Here is a 17,527-nt window from a genome sequence, read left to right on the forward strand (position 1 = left end):
CGTGGGGAGGCGTTGGAGGTGGGGGTGGCTGGCCGACCCGCTGCGCAGGCCGGTGGCACCACCCCCGCCCACGATCCCTGCCCGCAAGGGGGAGGGACGTACCCTCGCCACTGTCGCCGCCGCCTTGTCGGCTCTGTTCCTCCTCGCCGCCCCCGCGCGCGCCGAGGTCGCCCCCGGTGATCTCACCTTCACGGTCACGCCCGAGCGCAACGGCAACGCCGCGCCGTTCTCGCGCGAGATGGTGCTCCTGCGCATCCGCGGGGTCTACCGGCAGCCGATCCTGCTCGAGGAGGTGGTCCAGCCGTCGCTGGCCAACTTCAGCTGGACGCAGCTCGGCCGCGACACCTGGACCAAGACCCGTCTGCCCGACGGCCCCACCGCCATCGCCTTCGAGCGCATGGTGGCGGTGTTCCCGCACCATGCGGGCGACTTCACCATCGAGCCGTTCATCCACCGCCTGACGATCAACGACGAGGGCGTGCGCAAGGTGGTGGACGTCCGCTCGGCCCCGATCGCCCTGCCGGTGGCGCAATGGACGAAGCCCACCGGCGGCCCCGACGTGAAGGAGCCGTGGTGGCTGCCGGCCAAGGACGTCACCATCACCGACTCCTGGAGCCCGGACCCGGAGACGATCAAGCTCGGGGAGTCGGCGAGGCGCATCGTCACCATCGAGGCGCAGGGCATGATCGCGGAAGGGCTGCCGCCCCGCCCGGTGATGCGCACCCGCGGCATCCTCACCTTCGCCGGGCCGGTCACCCGCGAGACCGTCATCACCCCGAGCGGCCCCATCGCCCGCGCGACCTACCAGTGGGACGTGCGCCCCGGCGTGCCGGAGATCATCCCCCTCGACGCCATCGTGATCCCGTGGTTCGACACCGTGGCGCGGATCATGCGCGAGGCCGAGATCCCGGCCCGGCAGATCGGCGGCGGACTGCCCGACCGCGAGGAGGACGCCAAGGCGGCGGCCCCGATCTCGCCGGTGCTGATCGGCGCGGCGGGCCTCCTCGCCTTCGGTGCCGGACTCGCCCTCGTCGGCTTCGGCGGACGCAGCAGCAGCCGGACCCTGCGCCTCGACCGCACCGCCCGGCGCGCCCTCCGGAAGGCGGCCGCCGCCGGTGATGCCGCCGCCTTCCGCGCCGCGATCGAGACGGGGCGTCAGGCCGACCCCGCCCTCGCGCAGAAGTGGCGGGCGGACCCCGCCATCGCACCGGGCCTGACCGCCCTCGACGACGCGCTCTACGGCCGGGGCGATGGCGCGGCCCTCGACCTGCGCGGGCTCGCCGATCGGCTGGCCCGCCCGATGCGGGTCGATGCCGGACGTGCCCCCGCCGAGGCGCGCCTGGCCGACCTCGACGGCCGCTTGACCCGAGACCGGGCGGGTTAACCGGGCGTTCACTACGACGGCGCAGCCTGCACGCCTGCTGGCGGGTGCGGATCGAGGGGACGGACGTGGGCAGACGCGCAAGGCTGACGGCGACCGCAAGCGCCCTGTTCGGGATCGCTTGGCTGCCGGCCCCCGCCGGGGCCGCCGACCCGGTCGACCGCCGGTTCGGGTACGGCGTTCCGCCGGCCTACGCGGACCCGGGCGAGAGCGACCTCCCGCCACTGCCGCGCTATTTCCCGCGCGAGGGCAGCGACAGCAGCGTCGCGGTGGTTCCGGAACGGCGCCGGATCGCCAGGGGCTGCCGTCCGCGCCGCGTGCCCATCCCCACCGACGCGCCCGACGATCCGAGCTACGTCGGCTCCACCTACGGCCTGGGCAAGCCGAGCTACTATGGCTTCGTGCCCGCCCTCGGGACCGACGACCCCTTCGGCCGCTCGATCCTGCCCTACTGCCGCTGATCGGGTTTCCGCTCGAACCGAGCGGGAACCGTATCGGCGAGCCCGCGCGGCGCCTGAGCGAAGCCCATTTCCCGCATCACGAAGTGATCACCCGGAAATGGCATGAGGCCTCGAGTCGGGCTCTTATGGTGGCATCGGCTGTCTCCGAAAGCCGGCAACGACCGATCGGTCGGATACCCGAGAACCGGAAAGACCCCGGGCCTTCGCCATCTGGCGCCGGTCCGGCCCTGGCCTTAGGTGTGGCGTTTGCGCCGTCACCGGAGCGTCCCGCCGTGTCCCAACCGCCCGTTCCCCTGCGCCTCGACGCCGTCGCGCCGTTGCGGACCGCCACCGCCGGATGGCGCGCGCGCGGCGAGCGGATCGTGCTGGTGCCGACGATGGGGGCGCTCCACGCCGGCCACCTGGCGCTGATGGCGCACGCCAGGACCATCGGCGACCGGGTGGTCGCCAGCATTTTTGTGAACCCCACCCAGTTCGGCCCGACGGAGGACTTTTCGCGGTATCCGCGCAATGTCGAGGCTGACCTCGCCCTGCTCGCGGGGGCCGGCGTCGACGCGGCCTATCTGCCCGGCGTCGAGACCATGTATCCGCCGGGCTTCTCCACGCGGATCGAGGTGGCCGATCTCACGGAGGGGCTGTGCGGGGCGTTCCGGCCCGGCCACTTCACGGGTGTCGCGACGGTGGTGGCCAAGCTCGTCAACCAGGTCGGGCCCGACGTCGCCCTGTTCGGCGAGAAGGACTACCAGCAGTTGCGCGTCATCACCCGCGCCATGCGCGACCTCGACGTACCGGTGGAGATCCGCGGCGTGCCGACCCTGCGCGAGGCCGACGGCCTCGCCTTGTCCTCGCGCAACCGCTACCTGACCCCGCAGGAGCGGGCGGTGGCGCCCCGCCTCAACGCCGTCCTGTCGCGGATCGCGGGCGCCCTGTCGGCGGGCGAGCCGGCCACCGGGCCGGTCGCCGAGGGAATAGCCGACCTCGAGGCGGCCGGGTTCGCCCCGGTGCAGTACCTGGCGGTCTGCGACGCCGACACCCTGGCGCCGGTGGAGCGGGTCGTCCGCCCGGCGCGGGTGCTGGCGGCGGCCTACCTCGGCCGCACCCGGCTCATCGACAACGTCCCGGTCGCGCCCGGCACCTGAACGACCCGGTCACGAAACCAGGCTCGGCACCGGACCGGATCGCTCCCCGGTCCGGCGCGCATATGGGCCGGTCAGGCCGCTTCGTCGTAGTTGCCGTTCCGGGTCTGGCCGAGGCCGATCGCCTTGGCGAGGTCCGAGCGGGCCTTGGCGTAATTGGGGGCCACCATCGGGTAGTCGGCCGGCAGACCCCACTTGGCGCGGTACTGCTCGGGGCTCATGTCGTACTTGGCCCGCAGGTGCCGCTTGAGCGACTTGAAGATGCGGCCGTCCTCGAGGCAGACGATATGGTCGGCGGTGATCGACTTCTTCACCGGAACCGCGGGGGCCTGGGGAGCAGCGGCGGCCTGCGTCTCGACGACGCCGTTGGCGATCTGCAGCAGGGCGGCGTGGGTGCGACCGATGAGATGGGCGAGGTCGCCCGGGGGAACCGGGTTGTTGCTCACGTAGGCGGAGACGATGTCGACCGTGAGTTCCACGTAATCGGTCGAGGTGTCGGTATCATTCATGGGGACAACAGTTCCTTTGACGCGATGCAGAAACAGGGGCGGCGCGCAGGTGTTCGGGCAGGAAGTCGACTGCCGAATCACCGGTCGCTCCGACCCGTTCCGGGTGTCGCGGGCCGAAAACACATCGACGACCTGTTCGACCGCAAGTCGTCGACCACACATGGCGATCCTGTCTGCCACCCACATCCTCTAGGATATTCAGCCATGCCTCGCAAGACAGGGTGGCATGCCTCAGATACAGGCCGATGACTTCCTAAGACGAAGATCCCAATTCGCATGGATTTCCTAGTGCCCCGCCACCGCCAGGGGTGGCAAAAACGCCCTTTGTAGTTGTGGATGTCTTGCGCGGGCACAGGCGAGCATCGCGGCGGCGGTCGATTAGTGTATCTGGAATGTTGCTGGCCCTGCGTCCGACGCACGGCCTTGCCCCCGCCGCCTCCGCGCGGCACATCCCTCCCATGGGAGCGCGGCACACGCGTCCCGCCCCTTTTTTCCGAACGCTAAGGACACGTCCGATGGCTTCCGACCGTCACACCATCCCGGTTCCGCAAGCGGCGCCGGTCGCGGAACGGCGTCCGCATCGCTACGAGGTCCACGGGGTCGAGGTCGTCGACGACTACGCCTGGCTGAAGGCCGACAACTGGCGCGCGGTGCTCAAGGATCCCGCGACCCTGCCCGCCGACATCCACGCCCATCTCACCGCCGAGAATGCCTTCACCGAGGCGACGCTCGCGGGCATCGAGCCCCTGCGCAAGGCACTGGTGGCCGAGATGCGCGCCCGCATCCGCGAGGACGACAGCGGCGTGCCCGCGCCCGACGGGCCGCACGCCTATTACACCCGCCACCGCGAGGGCGGGCAGCACCCCCTGGTCTGCCGCCGGCCGCGCACGGTGATCGTGCTGCCCGGCTCGGGCGCCGAGACGGCGGCCGACGGCGGCCCCGAGCCGGGCGAGACGATCCTGATCGACGGCGACGCCGAGGGCGCGGGCCTGAGCTTCTTCGAGCTCTCGGCGGCGGTCCATTCCGACGACCACGCGCTGATGGCCTGGAGCGCCGACACCAAGGGCTCGGAGCTCTACGTGATCAAGGTGCGCGATCTGGCCACCGGGCAGGACCTGCCCGACCGGGTCGAGGCCACCTCCGGCGAGGTGATCTGGGCCGCCGACGGGAAGGCCTTCTACTACACGGCGGTGGACGACAACCATCGCCCGGCCCGGGTCATGCGCCACCGCCTCGGCACCGACCAGAACGACGACGCGACGATCTACGAGGAGCGCGATTCCGGCTTCTTCGTCCACATCGACAAGACCCAGTCCGGCACCTACCTCACGGTGACCGCCAGCGACCACGAGACGGCGGAGGTCCACATCCTCGACCGCCATGCCGCCGACCCGGCGCTCAGCGTGGTGCAGGCGCGGGTGCCGCTCCTTATCTACTCGGTGGAGCACTGGGGCTCCTACCTCTTCCTCCTCACCAACGCCGACGGGGCCGAGGACTTCAAGATCGCCAGCTGCCCGATCGCGACGCCGGGCCGCGAGAACTGGGTCGACGTGATCCCGCACCGGCCGGGCATCATGATCCGCCACCAGCACCTCATCGCCGGGCACCTCGTGCGGCTCGAGATCGAGAACGCGCGCCCGCGCATCGTCGTGCGCGATTTCTCGGGCACCGAGCACACCGTCGCCTTCGCGGAGGAGGCCTATTCCCTCGGCCTGCAGCCGGGCCACGAGTTCGAGACGGCGGTGATCCGCTTCACCTACTCGTCGATGACGACCCCGGCCGAGACCTACGACTACGACTGCGTCACCCGCGCCCGGCAGCTGCGTAAGCGCCAGACGGTGCCGAGCGGGCACAAGCCGGAGGACTACGTCACCCGCCGCCTGTTCGCCACGGCGCCGGACGGCGAGACCGTGCCGATCTCGCTCCTGCACCGGCGCGACCTCGTCCTCGACGGATCGGCGCCGCTGCTCCTCTACGGCTATGGCTCCTACGGCACGCTGATGCCGGCCTCGTTCCGCACCAACCTGCTCAGCCTCGTCGACCGCGGCTTCGTCTACGCCATCGCGCACGTCCGCGGCGGCACCGAGAAGGGCTGGCGCTGGTACATGGACGGCAAGCGGGACAAGAAACCCAACACCTTCTCGGATTTCGTCGCCTGCGGCCGCGCCCTGATCGACGCCGGCTACACGACGGAAGGGCGCATCGTCGCCCACGGCGGCAGCGCGGGGGGCATGCTGATGGGGGCGGTGGCCAACCTCGCGCCCGAGCTCTTCGCGGGGATCGTCGCCGACGTGCCCTTCGTGGACGTGCTCAACACCATGCTCGACGGCGAGCTGCCCCTGACCCCGCCGGAATGGCCCGAATGGGGCAACCCGGCCGAGAGCGAGGCCGCCTTCCGCACCATCCTCGGCTACTCGCCCTACGAGAACGTGGCGGCCAAGACCTATCCGGCGATCCTGGCGCTGGGCGGGCTCACCGACCCGCGCGTGACCTATTGGGAGCCGGCGAAATGGGTCGCGCGGCTGCGCGCCAGCATGACCGGGGGCGGCCCGGTGATGCTGCGCATCAACATGGAGGCCGGGCACGGCGGTGCGGCCGGCCGCTTCGACCGGCTGGAGGAGGTCGGGCTCAACTACGCCTTCGCGCTGCTCGCGGTGGGCAAGGCCGCGGGCGAGGCGTAGGTCCGGCCCCGCGCCGGGCTCACGGCTCGGCGGGGACCGGAGGGGTCGGCGGCTCCCGGCTGCGCGCCTCGGCGGCGGCCCGGTCGGCCGCGGCCTTCGCCGCCCGTTCCGCCGCGAGCCTTTCGGCCGCGGCCTTCTCCGCGGCGGCACGCTCGGTGGCCGCCTTGTCCGCAGCCATCTTGTCCGCCGCCACCTTGTCCGCCGCCATGCGCTCGGCCGCCGCCTTGATCGCCTCCGCCCTGGCGCGGTCCATCTCGATGCGGGCGCGGCGGCGCTGGCGCTCGCTCTGGTCGGCCTCGAACAGTTCGATGCTCTCCAGTTCCCTCTGCAGCACCACCGCGGCGAGCCCGGTGGTGAGGGGACCGGGATCGACGATGCGCTCCGGCTTGGCGAGGCTGCCGGCATAACCGAACTGGATCGCCGGCGGGCCGGCGGTCCAGCCGCGGGGCGCGTCGGTGCCGGTGAGGGTGCCGCGGGCCTCGAAGCGGCCGCTGCGCAGGTCGAGATCGATCTTGCCGTCCCAGCGCCCGCCGTCGAGATCGAGGGACAGGGGCGTCGCCCGCAAGGCGCCGCCGACCAGGGTGGCGGGCACCCGTGCCGGCCCCCTGGCCGCGAACGGGCCGGCGGCCAGGGCCTCGGCCATCCACCCCTTGAGGCGGCCCTCGCGCAGGGGGTCGTCGTCCTCCAGGGCGCGGGCGAGGGCGCGGCCGATCCCGCGCGGATCGCCCTCGGGCAGGCTCACCCCGGAGAGAGTCAGGCTGCCGCTGCCGCCGAGGTTGTTGGCGAGGCCGACGAAGCTCTCCCCCGAGGCGCCGAAGCGCAGCGACGCCGAGATCGTGGCCGCCACCGCCCCGGGTCCGGCGAGCCCCTTGAGATCGGCCCCGTCGATGCGACCCTCGCCGGAAACGGACGCCGCCCCACCCTGGCGGGCGACGGTGGCCGAGCCGGTGAACACGCCGCCGGCCAGGGTGCCGGTGATGTCGTCGAGGCTGAGCGCCCCGTCGGCGAGCCGCAGGTTGAGGGCCGCCCCCGTCATGGTGAAGCCGCGTCCGAGGTCGAGGGTGTCGGCCCGCAGGGCCAGGGTGAGGGGCGGCCGCTCGGGTGCGGGCATGAACCGCGCCCCCGACAGGGTCGCGTCGGCGCTCGGGACCGCGCGCGGATCGGGGGGAAGGGCCAGGACGCCGACGAGCCAGGGCAGGGACAGCCGCCGCAGCCCGAGGCTACCGCCGAGGTCGCCCTCGGGCGCCCGCAGCAGGCTGGCGGTGACGGGATGGCCGGCGATGCGCCCGCTCACCGCGAACCGCGCCTCGTCGCCGGCCCGCGACAGGCCCAGCACGAGGTCCGCCGGCAGCGGGCCGGGCACGGTCGCACCCTTGCCGAAGGCGAGGTCGAGGACCGGGCCGAGGTCGGCGGTCGCGATGGCGATCTCGCCCGCGTCCGGGGGCAGCAGGCCGGGCTCCACCAGGATCGGTGTCTTGGTCGCCAGGGTGAGGCCGGCGACGGCCCCGTCGAGGGTGACGCTCAACGGGCTCGGCTCGCCGGGCAGGGAACCGCGACGGCCGGTCAGGGTGAGGCGCGCCGGCTGGCGGGTGGGAGCCTCGCCCCGCCCGAGCCAGCGGGCCGCCTCGGCGGTGGCCAGCGTCGCGTCGAGGCTGACGATGCGGCCCGACCGGCTGATCACGGTGAGGTCGAGGTCGCTGCCGGCGGCCTTGCCCTTGGCGGCGGCCCTGAGGGTGTCGGCGGCCCCCGCCTCCCGTTCCAGGCTGAGGTCGAGGTCGAGGGCGCCCCGGCGCAGGAAGGCCGGCAGCAGCCGCGCCTCCGCCACCCAGGCCCGGTCGAGGAGGGCGAGGAGGGGGGCGGCCACCGGCGCGTCGACATGGCCGGCGATCCGCCCCGAGCCGTCGGGGGCGATGCGGCCCGAGAGCCTGGCGTTGGCGCCGGCGAGATCCGTCACCTCCAGGGTGTCGATGGACAGCGCCGGACCGTCAGACCGGATGCTGGCCGCGATGCTGCCGCCGGCGCCCTGGCGCGGGCCGTAGCGGACGTCGCCGGCCTGCAGCGTCAGGCCGATGTCGTGGCCGCGCAGGCCCGACACCGCCTGCGCGAAGGAGGGCAGCGTCGCGATGTCGACCCCTTTGGCCGCGAGCTGGGCGTCGAAGCGGCCCCGGGTGCCGGCCTCCCCTCGCGTGTAGCGGGCGTTGCCGGTGATCCGCGCCTCGCCGAGGCCGAGGCGCAGGTTGCGCAGCGACAGGGTCGGGGCTTCGGCCGAGAAGTCGGCGGAGAGGTCGGAGGAGGCTTGGATCGGCCGGCCGTCCATCACCGCCACCGCCGGCCCCTCGAGGCCGAGCTTGCGCAGGTAGCGCCCGAATCCGTCGGAGGCCGCCACGTCGAGCCCGGCGGTGCCGGTGAAGCGCAGGCGGGGCTGGGTGTCGAGGCTGCCGGTGACGGTGAGCCGGGCGCCGCCCGGCGCCGTGGTCCGGAAGCGCCGCAGGACGAGGCCGCCGTCGCGGTCGAGGGTGAGGCCGAGGTCGAGGTCCGACCAGTCGTCGAGGCCGAGCGCCAGGCTCTCGACGGAGACGTCGAGGTCGGCCAGCACCGGCAGGTTGCCGGCGGCGGCAGGCATGCCGCGCCCGATCAGGGCCTGTCCCTCGGTGGAGATCAGGAAGGAATCGAGGTCGAGGCGGCGCGCCTCCAGCCTCAGCGCGGCGCGGCCCTCGCGCAGGTCGAGCCGACCGTCGCCGGTGAGGCGCAGGGTCTTGCCGCCCGGGTCGATCTCGGCGGTCACCCCTTCCAGCGTGGCGACGGGGCCGCGCGAGGCGAAGCGCCCCGACAGGGAGAACGGCAGGTAGGGACCGGCCGCCTGGGTCGGCGGCCCGACGACGACGCGCCAGGTCCCCTCCGCCTCCGGCACCATCGCCCGCATCGGGCCGGCGGGCGCGTCCGGCACCGGGACGAGACCCAAGCGCGCGTCGAGTTCGACGCGCGGGTGGGTGTCGCCGCCACCCGAGAGCTTGACCGCGATGCGGCCCTCGGCATCCGGTTGGCCGGTGGACAGGCGGAACGGCACGCCGCCGCGCGAGCCCGCGACCCGCCACGGGCCGGTGAGCCGCGGCGCGTCGAGGCGGACGTCCTCGGCGCGGATCTGGTCGGTCCGGCCGGTCCTGGTGGCGATGGTGGTGACCACCAGTTGGCGGATGGCGAGGTCGTCGACGGCGAGCCCGTCCTCGCCGGTGAGGGGGGCTGCCGGCAGCATCACGCTGTCGCCGTCGGTCACCGGCAGGCGCAATTCTGCCCGGCCGATGCGGGTCTCGGTGAAGCGGATCTCGCCGGAGAGGAGCGGCGTCAGCCCGATCTCGGCCTTCACGAAGCCGAGGTCGACGGACGGCCTGTCGGTGTCCCGGGCGTCGCCCAGCGAGAGCCGGTCGAGGCGCAGCCGCGGCGATGGCAGGAACCGCACCCCGATCCGCCCCTCGCTGCGGGCGGGAAGACCGACGGACCGCGAGATCGCCCGGTCGACCAGGGTGCGGTACTCCTCCCAGGGGAAGAACGGCGGGATCGCCAGGGCCGCCACCAGGATGACGATGACGGCGCCCGCGACCGCGGTCAGGATGTCACGCACCAGTCTCTGTTCCCGTGTCGCCCGCGTCGACGGGCCGGTTCACGGGGCTCGACGATGGATCGCACCCGGCCGCATCCACGGCGCGGCGCCACATCTCGCGTCCCCGGGCCTGCGCATAGCACACGGGCCGGGGGCGCGCTTCAGCGCCGGGCCTCAGCGCCGGGGCGGAACGACGATCGTCGGCGCGGGTGCCGCGCGGAAGGCGTCGTTGCGCTGGATCTGCATGCGCATCTGGTTGTTCTCGAACTGCTGCTGCTGCTGGATGCCGCGGATCTGGCTCTGGTTGGAGAGCCGCTCGTTCGTGGCGTTCAGGCTGTCGGGGTTGCCCGACAACTGGGCGAGCGCCGGGCTGGCGGCGGCGAGGAACAGGGCGGTGGCGAGGGATAGGCGCATGGGTCGGTCCTGACTGACTCGAGGCTCGGATGAGGCGGCGACTGGGCTCGATGTGTCGACGCGGGGGCGGGAATCCAAGTTCCACGCAGGCGCGAAGAGTGCCCCCGCGTGGTCGCAGCCTGGACGCCGGGCGCGGGCGCCGCGCCCTCGACGCCGTTCGCGTTTTGGTCCAGGGAAGCGGGCATGACACAGCATCCCGGCGCGGCGCCCGCGCCCGCTCCGACCTCGCAAACCGGTTCTTCCATCGCCGCGCGTGCCATGGCGTCCCTGCGGCCGCAGGGAGAGCCCTATCTCGAGGGGCTCAACCCCGAGCAGCGCCGGGCCGTGGAGACCACCGAAGGGCCGGTGCTGGTGCTGGCCGGCGCCGGCACGGGCAAGACGCGGGTGCTCACCACCCGCATCGCCCACCTCGTCGCCACCGGCCGGGCGCGGCCCTACGACATCCTGTCGGTGACCTTCACCAACAAGGCCGCCCGCGAGATGAAGCTGCGCATCGGCGCGCTGATCGGCCCGGCGGGCGAGGGCATGCCTTGGCTCGGCACCTTCCACGCCATCGGCACCAAGATCCTGCGCCGCCACGCCGAGCTCGTCGGCCTGAAGTCCGACTTCACCATCCTGGGGATGGACGACCAGCTGCGCCTGATGAAGCAGGTCATCGCCGACCAGGGCATCGACGAGAAGCGCTGGCCGGCCCGCGCCCTGTCCTCCACCATCGACGGCTGGAAGAACCGGGGCCTCTCGCCCGAGCAGGTGCCGCCGGGAGAGGCGCAGGCCTTCGCCTTCGGCAAGGGTGGCGCCCTCTACACCGCCTACCAGGCCCGGCTCGCCACCCTCAACGCGGCGGATTTCGGCGACCTGCTGCTGTTGTGCCTCAAGCTCTGGCGCGAGAACCCGGACGTGCTCGAGACCTACCAGCAGCGCTTCCGCTACATCCTCGTGGACGAGTACCAGGACACCAACGTCGCCCAGTACCTGTGGCTGCGGCTGCTGGCGCTGGGTCACCGCAACGTCGCCTGCGTCGGCGACGACGACCAGTCGATCTACGGCTGGCGCGGGGCCGAGGTCGACAACATCCTGCGGTTCGAGCACGACTTCCCCGGCGCCACCGTGGTGCGGCTGGAACGCAACTACCGCTCCACCGGCCACATCCTCTCGGCCGCCTCGGGGCTCATCGCCAAGAACGAGGGCCGTCTCGGCAAGACCCTGCGCACGGAGGACGTGGCCGGCGAGAAGGTCACGGTCTCGGGCGCCTGGGATTCGGAGGAGGAGGCCCGCCAGCTCGGCGAGGCGATCGAGGGCCTGCAGGCCAGGAACCATCCGCTGTCCGAGATCGCGGTGCTGGTGCGGATCTCGGCGCAGATGCGCGAGATCGAGGACCGTTTCGTCCAGCTCGGCCTGCCCTACCGGGTCATCGGCGGCCCGCGCTTCTACGAGCGCGCCGAGATCCGCGACGCGCTGGCCTACCTGCGCGTCACCGTGAATCCGGCCGACGACCTCGCCTTCGAGCGCATCTTCAACACCCCCAAGCGCGGTTTGGGCGATGCGACGCTGCAGGTGCTGCACGCCACCTCGCGGGCCCGGAAGGTACCGCTGCTGATGGCGGCGCGCGGCCTCGTCGAGACCGACGAGCTCAAGCCAAAGGCCCGCTCGACCCTGCGCGCCCTGGTGGAGAGCTTTTCGCGGTGGGCGCGGATGATCGAGGGCCGGCCGCAATCGGAGGTGGCCCAGACCATCCTCGAGGAATCCGGCTATACCGAGATGTGGCAGAAGGACCGCTCGGCCGACGCCGCCGGGCGCCTCGAGAACCTCAAGGAGTTCGTGCGCTCCATGGAGGAGTTCCCGGATCTCGGCGCCTTCCTCGAACACGTCTCCCTGGTGATGGAGGCCAGCGAGCAGGAGGGGGCCGATCGCGTCTCCCTGATGACGCTGCACGCCGCCAAGGGGCTCGAATTCGACACGGTGTTCCTCCCCGGTTGGGAGGACGGGCTGTTCCCCAACCAGCGCGCCCTCGACGAGAGCGGTCGGGCCGGGCTGGAGGAGGAGCGCCGCCTCGCCCATGTCGGTCTCACCCGCGCCCGCAGGCGCGCGAAACTGTCGTTCGCCGTCAACCGGCGCATCCACGGCCTGTGGTCCTCGACGGTGCCGAGCCGCTTCATCGACGAACTGCCGCCGGACGCCGTCGACGTGGTCGATGCGCCCGCCCATTTCGCGGCCGGCGCCTCCCGGTTCGACCGCAACCCGACGCCGTTCGGCTCGTCGTACTCTACGCCGGGCTGGCAACGGGCGCAGGAGAACACCGCCAGGACCGCGGATGCCACCGCGCGCCGCCAGGAGTTCGGCCGCGGGTCGAGCCAGCGCGGCGCCCCGCGCCAGATCGAGGGCGAACTCGTGGCGTCGTCCACCGGCGCGCCCTCGGCCTTCGCCACCGGCATGCGCGTCTTCCACATGAAGTTCGGCCCCGGCGAGGTCGCGGCCGTCGACGGCAACAAGCTCACCGTTGACTTCGACAAGGCCGGCCGGAAAATGGTGCTCGACAGTTTCATCCAGCCCGGATGAGGCGTCTCACCGGCCCCGAGGGGCCGGCCGTCCCGCCCATCTGCGGCGTGGACGATCGAGGGATCGCGATGGATCGTACCCCGAGTGGGTCCAGCACGTCGTCCGATCTTACGGTTCCGTTAACGAAAAGCTGTCGTCATGGCCCTGTCGCGTGCAGCGCGGCATGGTGCGTGCACGGCAACACCCGCGCGACACGTCGCGGGATCGGCCGGGCGGGATCGGCCGGCCGTCCACAGCGGCCTCGTCGGTGCGGGGAACTCCCCGGCATCGGAGAGTTTGATCTGTGGACCGGAGGATATCGGCGGGAGTCACGACAGTAGCGTAGCGAAGCGTTGGCAAGTCCAGATTGGCACGTCCGGTTGGAGTGTTGTTCGATGAAGAGACGGCGCGCACGACTTGAATTGGTTGACGAGCATCCGGCCCGACTGCACCGAACGCGTTTCGACGAGGAGCGGATCCTCAGTCCCATCCAACCCCTCACGGACCGGCAAGCCGAATACCTCGATGCCCTGGCGACCCACCCCCAGGTGATCGTCCTCGGGCCCGCCGGGACCGGCAAGACCTACATCGCCGGCACCCGCGCCGCCGACCAGCTTCGCCAGCGCCGGATCTCCAAGGTCATCATCACCCGGCCCAACGTGCCCTCGGGGCGCTCGCTCGGGTTCTTCCCCGGCACCCTCGAGGAGAAGATCGCCCCCTGGGTCGCGCCGCTGACCGAGACCATCAAGGAGCGGATGGGCACGGCGGCCTTCGAGATCGCCTGCAAGACCGGCGACATCGAGGTGGTGCCCTTCGAGGTAATGCGCGGGCGCACCTTCAAGAACTGCCTCGTGATCCTCGACGAGGCGCAGAACACCACCACCGCCGAGATCAAGATGTTCCTGACCCGCATCGGCGACGATTGCCAGGTCATCATCAACGGCGACGTCTCGCAGACCGATCTGCGCGAGACCTCGGGCCTGCGCACCGTCATCCATCTCGTGAAAAGCCGGATGATGCGCATCCCGATCGTGGAGTTCACCCTCGACGACATCGTCCGCTCGGGCATCTGCGCTGATTGGGTCAGGGCCTTCGAGGAAACGAAACTCTGACTCGCGTGTTGTCAGCGGCAGGCCCGAACGGGGGCCTGCCGCGCGCCCCGGTGTGCGACGATCTTCTCCGGCGCGCCGCGTCGGGAGAACGAACCGGGTGCCGCGCTCGGGACACAGAAAAAAGGACGCCCTTCATGAGGAAACTGACCTTCGCCTTCGCCGTGCTCGCCTCGCTCGGCGCCGCTGGCCTCGCCACCTCCGCCTCCGCTGCCCCCGGCGCTCCGATGGGCGTCACCGCTCCCGACGCCGTCACCAACGTTCAGATGATGCGCATGGAGCGCCGGATGATGGAGCGGCGCATGATGAAGCGTCGGATGATGGAGCGCCGCATGATGAAGCGTCGGATGATGCGCCGGGACATGCGCCGCATGTGATCGGCCGGCGGGCCGCCTGCCGGCCCGCCGCTTCCCGCCCGTGGGGTGGGGCATCGACCGCCTACGAAGGCCGTTCCGATTTCGTCGGAGCGGCCTTTTTCGTGGAGAAAAACCCGTGTCGATCTCGGACGAGCGTAGCGGACGTTCGCACGGCACTGAAGACCGGCCCTTGGAAGAGGCCGTTGGAAGACTGCCCTTTGGCTGTCAAGACTTGTGTTAGGATATTTTTCCTTTACCGTTGGTTGTGCGGGGGTCGTTTCCGGCCATCTTCGTAGGGAACATATCATGAACAAAGCTCGCAAGGCGAATCATGGCCTCGCCTCCGTCGTCCCCAAAACTCGCCCGGAGACGCGCCTCGACCGCCATGCCGCGCGGCTCCTGGCGGCCCTCGCCACGGAGGGCGCTTATGCGCTGGAGGACCCTGTCGACGAGACCGGCCTGATCGTGCGCAGCGGCGGAACGGGGATCTCCCTCGGGGCGGGGCGGTTCCCGGCCGGGGCGGGCGCGGCCCTGCTCGCGGCGGACCTCGCCGAGCAGGGCGGCGGGCGGCGGGCGCGCCTGACGATCAGCGCGGCGGGCCGGGCACGGCTGCGGCGCGAGGCCGCGGGCGCGGCCCATCCCTATCTCGCCCAGCACCTCGACCTCGTGCGGGAGCCAGGCGCCGGGCCGGAGCGCCCCTGGCGCGACGCCTCCGAAAGCCCGCTCGCCTGGATGGCGCGGCGGCGCGACCGCGACGGCCGCCCCCTCATCGACGCGGCCTGCTTCGAGGCCGGGGAGCGGCTGCGGCGCGACCTCACCACGGCGTCGCTGATGCCGCGGATGGGCTCCGACTGGAGCGGCGTGAAGGTCGACGGTTCGGGGCCGCGCGACCCGTCCGCGGCCTCCGACACGATGCTGGCCGGACGCCAGCGGGTCCGGGCCGCCCTCGACGCGGTGGGCAGCGACCTGTCCGGGCTGCTGATCGACCTGTGCGGGTTCCTCAAGGGCCTGGAGCGGATCGAGGCGGAACGGCGCTGGCCGGCGCGCTCGGCCAAGGTGGTGGCCCGCATCGCCCTGGCGCGGCTGGCCGAGCACTACGGCCTCGAACGCGAAGCGGTGGGCCCCGACCGCGCCCGGCTGCGGCTGTGGCGCGAAGCCTGAGCGCTCACACAATCCGTTCGATGGCTTCGCAATGCGGATTTTGGCTTCGCTCGGGCGCTACGCGGGCTCGGTGATACGGCTCCCGCTTGATCCAAGCGGAAACACGTATCACGCGGCGGGCCGGCGCCCGAAGCGTTCGGCGATGTAGATGCCGCCGAGCACGAGGGCGAGCGCCAGCCCGTCGTGCCAGCGGAACGGCTCGCCCACCAGCACCACCGCGAGCAGGGCCCCGAACACCGGCACCAGGTTCACGAACACACCCGCCCGGTTGGGGCCGATCAGCTCGACCCCGCGCATGAAGGCGAGCTGGGAGCCCAGCGACGGCCCCAGCGCCACGAAGACGACGATCGCCCACCCCTTGGCACTGGGCCAGACCGCATGGCCGGCGGCCCATTCCACCGCCAGCAGCGGCAGCGAGGTCAGGAAGGCGGCCACCGCCATGGCCGTGAAGAAGGCGAGGCCCGAGACCGCCGGGCGATTGGGCAGGGCGACGGTGTAGCCGGCGTAGAGGAGGCAGGCGATCAGCATCAGCATGTCGCCGCGGTTGAGCGCCATGGTGGTGAACACCGTCCAGTCGCCGTGGGTGGCCGCCACCGCCGCGCCCATCAGCGTCACCGCCACGCCGAGCCCCTGGAAGCCGGTGACCGTGGTGCGGTTGACGACGTAGTTGGTGAGCACGACGAGCACCGGCAGTGCCCCCTGGAACAGGGCGATGTTGAGGGTCGTGGTGTAGGCGCCGGCCGCATAGAAAAGGCTGTTGAAGGCGGTGTAGCCGCCCGCCCCCATCAGGAGGATGCTGAGCCAGCGCGGCCTCAGGCGGCGCCAGTCGCGCCGGACGTCCGGACCGGCGATGGCGACCAGCACGGCGCAGACCACGGTCCAGCGCAGGCAGGTGAGGACCTGGGGAGAGACCTCGCCCACCGCCCACTTGCTCATCACCGCGTTGCCCGCCCACAGCATCGCCGTCAGCGTGAGCAGCGGATAGGCCTTGGCGGTCGCGGACGGCGCCGGAAGGAGGGGATCGGGCATCGTGGCCTGTCTCGACGCCGATCGGATCGGCCGACCTCAATACAATGCAGGAACCGTGACGTTCGGGATCGGGAAGGGGCCGAGCATGAGGCGGCCGTCGGCCAGGCGCAGGGGCGGCAGCGGCTTCAGGGCCGCATCGCCGGGAGGTGCGGCCGCATCGGGCGCGCGGCGCCCCCCGCTCAGGAGCTGCCCGAGCAGGCGCCCGACCATGGCGCCGCGCTCGGCGCCGATCCGCTGCCCCATCGCCTGGGCCACCAGGGCCTCGAGCCCGGCGGCGCGCACGTCGAAGTCGCCGGCCGGGCGGTGGTCCGCGTCGAGGCCGATCTTGCCGCTCGCCTGGAGCCGGCGCTCGCCCTTGGCCAGGGACAGGAGGGCGATGTCGAGGCGCCCGCCGGCCTGGCGCCAGGTCTCGAGTTCGCGCGCGACCTGGCCGGTGCGCAGGACCGCCGCCCGGTCGATGGTGGCGTCGAGGGCGAGGTCGAGGGGATCGGTGCTGGCCAGGAGCGCGTCGAGCGGGGGCACCACCGCCCGCGTCAGGCGCAGGCTGACGTCGACCGCACCCTCGCTGGCAAAGCGCACTGGGGTCGGCCGGGCATGGGCCTCGAGGTGGTCGCCAGCGAAATACGTCGGCGGCTGACCTTCGGCGGCGATGGTGCCCTTGACGTCGTCCACCACGAGGGAGGCGCGGGTGAAGCCGTCGGAAGCGCCATGGAAGCTCGCCTCCAGATCCTTCCAGGTGGCGTCGGCCACGAGGTCGCCCTGTTCCACGTGGAATGGGCCCGACACCTGCAGGAGGCCGTGGCGCGGCTGGTAGACCTGCACCACCGCGGTCAGCGGTCCCAGGGTGAAGCGTCCGTCGGCCCGTGCGAAGGCCAGGGAGCCGCAGCGCAATTCGAGGCGGAAGGGGTAGCCGGTGATCGAGCGGTCGGCACAGGTCCAGGTCCGGCCAGCGGCCGCCTCCCGCGCCAGCCAGGCGTCCATCTCGTCGGCGGCGCGTCCCCGGATCCAGAACCAGGCCACCGACCACAGCACCACCACGAGCCCGAGCAGGACGAACGGCAGGAACAGGCCGATGCGGCTGCGCCTGGGCTCCGCCGGCCCTGCCGCCGCGTCCGGTCGTGCTTGGTCGACGTTCGACGCCATCGTGTCCGTTCCCA

Annotated in this window: 13 protein-coding genes; 8 read left to right on the forward strand and 5 right to left on the reverse strand. The window is 72.1% G+C overall.

Features of this window, described 5'->3' with window-relative positions:
- The first annotated feature begins 124 nt into the window (after window positions 1-124).
- From ASF39_RS10000 to panC, 3 genes are all read left to right on the forward strand, one after another.
- On the forward strand, window positions 125-1,384 hold the full coding sequence (locus tag ASF39_RS10000; RefSeq protein ID WP_244472339.1) for a hypothetical protein: 1,260 nt from the start codon (window positions 125-127) through the stop codon (window positions 1,382-1,384).
- 65 nt (window positions 1,385-1,449) lie between these two features.
- Window positions 1,450-1,842, forward strand: a complete 393-nt coding sequence (locus ASF39_RS10005) for a hypothetical protein (RefSeq protein ID WP_056283567.1) — start codon at window positions 1,450-1,452, stop codon at window positions 1,840-1,842.
- A gap of 293 nt (window positions 1,843-2,135) precedes the next feature.
- Window positions 2,136-2,981: a pantoate--beta-alanine ligase gene (panC, locus tag ASF39_RS10010; protein WP_056283572.1), complete on the forward strand. Its 846-nt coding sequence runs from the start codon at window positions 2,136-2,138 to the stop codon at window positions 2,979-2,981.
- A gap of 71 nt (window positions 2,982-3,052) precedes the next feature.
- Here panC and ASF39_RS10015 read toward each other — a convergent pair whose 3' ends face one another.
- Window positions 3,053-3,487, reverse strand: a complete 435-nt coding sequence (locus ASF39_RS10015) for a MucR family transcriptional regulator (RefSeq protein WP_055886856.1) — start codon at window positions 3,485-3,487, stop codon at window positions 3,053-3,055.
- Between the two features lie 515 nt (window positions 3,488-4,002).
- Between ASF39_RS10015 and ASF39_RS10020 the strand changes: the two genes are divergently transcribed.
- On the forward strand, window positions 4,003-6,168 hold the full coding sequence (locus ASF39_RS10020; protein ID WP_056283288.1) for a S9 family peptidase: 2,166 nt from the start codon (window positions 4,003-4,005) through the stop codon (window positions 6,166-6,168).
- A 19-nt stretch (window positions 6,169-6,187) separates the two neighbouring features.
- Here ASF39_RS10020 and ASF39_RS10025 read toward each other — a convergent pair whose 3' ends face one another.
- A complete protein-coding gene (locus ASF39_RS10025; protein ID WP_056283292.1) occupies window positions 6,188-9,787 on the reverse strand; it encodes an AsmA family protein in 3,600 nt (1,199 codons plus the stop codon).
- Between the two features lie 153 nt (window positions 9,788-9,940).
- Window positions 9,941-10,180: a hypothetical protein gene (locus ASF39_RS10030; RefSeq protein ID WP_055886864.1), complete on the reverse strand. Its 240-nt coding sequence runs from the start codon at window positions 10,178-10,180 to the stop codon at window positions 9,941-9,943.
- A gap of 183 nt (window positions 10,181-10,363) precedes the next feature.
- On the opposite strand from ASF39_RS10030, the gene ASF39_RS10035 reads away from it, so the two are divergent.
- From ASF39_RS10035 to ASF39_RS10050, 4 genes are all read left to right on the forward strand, one after another.
- Entirely contained in the window at window positions 10,364-12,736 is a 2,373-nt protein-coding gene (locus ASF39_RS10035; RefSeq protein ID WP_056283295.1) for a UvrD-helicase domain-containing protein, read from the forward strand.
- A gap of 374 nt (window positions 12,737-13,110) precedes the next feature.
- A complete protein-coding gene (locus tag ASF39_RS10040; protein ID WP_055886870.1) occupies window positions 13,111-13,827 on the forward strand; it encodes a PhoH family protein in 717 nt (238 codons plus the stop codon).
- A gap of 134 nt (window positions 13,828-13,961) precedes the next feature.
- Window positions 13,962-14,201 (forward strand): hypothetical protein, encoded by a 240-nt coding sequence (locus ASF39_RS10045; protein ID WP_055886873.1) that lies wholly within the window; start codon window positions 13,962-13,964, stop codon window positions 14,199-14,201.
- A gap of 285 nt (window positions 14,202-14,486) precedes the next feature.
- On the forward strand, window positions 14,487-15,341 hold the full coding sequence (locus tag ASF39_RS10050; protein WP_244472340.1) for a DUF6456 domain-containing protein: 855 nt from the start codon (window positions 14,487-14,489) through the stop codon (window positions 15,339-15,341).
- Between the two features lie 108 nt (window positions 15,342-15,449).
- Here ASF39_RS10050 and ASF39_RS10055 read toward each other — a convergent pair whose 3' ends face one another.
- Window positions 15,450-16,370 carry a DMT family transporter gene (locus tag ASF39_RS10055; RefSeq protein WP_055886876.1) on the reverse strand — a complete coding sequence of 307 codons (921 nt, stop codon included), beginning with the start codon at window positions 16,368-16,370 and terminating at the stop codon, window positions 15,450-15,452.
- Between the two features lie 36 nt (window positions 16,371-16,406).
- On the reverse strand, window positions 16,407-17,513 hold the full coding sequence (locus tag ASF39_RS10060; RefSeq protein WP_056283298.1) for a DUF2125 domain-containing protein: 1,107 nt from the start codon (window positions 17,511-17,513) through the stop codon (window positions 16,407-16,409).
- Between the last annotated feature and the right edge of the window lie 14 nt (window positions 17,514-17,527).

This window comes from Methylobacterium sp. Leaf108 (assembly GCF_001423265.1).
Taxonomy (GTDB): domain Bacteria; phylum Pseudomonadota; class Alphaproteobacteria; order Rhizobiales; family Beijerinckiaceae; genus Methylobacterium.

Bases quoted from the DNA above. Each gene is read 5' to 3' on its own strand.
- ASF39_RS10020 (WP_056283288.1), top strand. From the start codon at position 4,003: ATGGCTTCCGACCGTCACACCATCCCGGTTCCGCAAGCGGCGCCGGTC.
- ASF39_RS10050 (WP_244472340.1), top strand. From the start codon at position 14,487: ATGAACAAAGCTCGCAAGGCGAATCATGGCCTCGCCTCCGTCGTCCCC.
- ASF39_RS10015 (WP_055886856.1), bottom strand. From the start codon at position 3,487: ATGAATGATACCGACACCTCGACCGATTACGTGGAACTCACGGTCGAC.
- ASF39_RS10045 (WP_055886873.1), top strand. From the start codon at position 13,962: ATGAGGAAACTGACCTTCGCCTTCGCCGTGCTCGCCTCGCTCGGCGCC.
- ASF39_RS10030 (WP_055886864.1), bottom strand. From the start codon at position 10,180: ATGCGCCTATCCCTCGCCACCGCCCTGTTCCTCGCCGCCGCCAGCCCG.
- ASF39_RS10055 (WP_055886876.1), bottom strand. From the start codon at position 16,370: ATGCCCGATCCCCTCCTTCCGGCGCCGTCCGCGACCGCCAAGGCCTAT.
- ASF39_RS10035 (WP_056283295.1), top strand. From the start codon at position 10,364: ATGACACAGCATCCCGGCGCGGCGCCCGCGCCCGCTCCGACCTCGCAA.
- ASF39_RS10040 (WP_055886870.1), top strand. From the start codon at position 13,111: ATGAAGAGACGGCGCGCACGACTTGAATTGGTTGACGAGCATCCGGCC.
- ASF39_RS10060 (WP_056283298.1), bottom strand. From the start codon at position 17,513: ATGGCGTCGAACGTCGACCAAGCACGACCGGACGCGGCGGCAGGGCCG.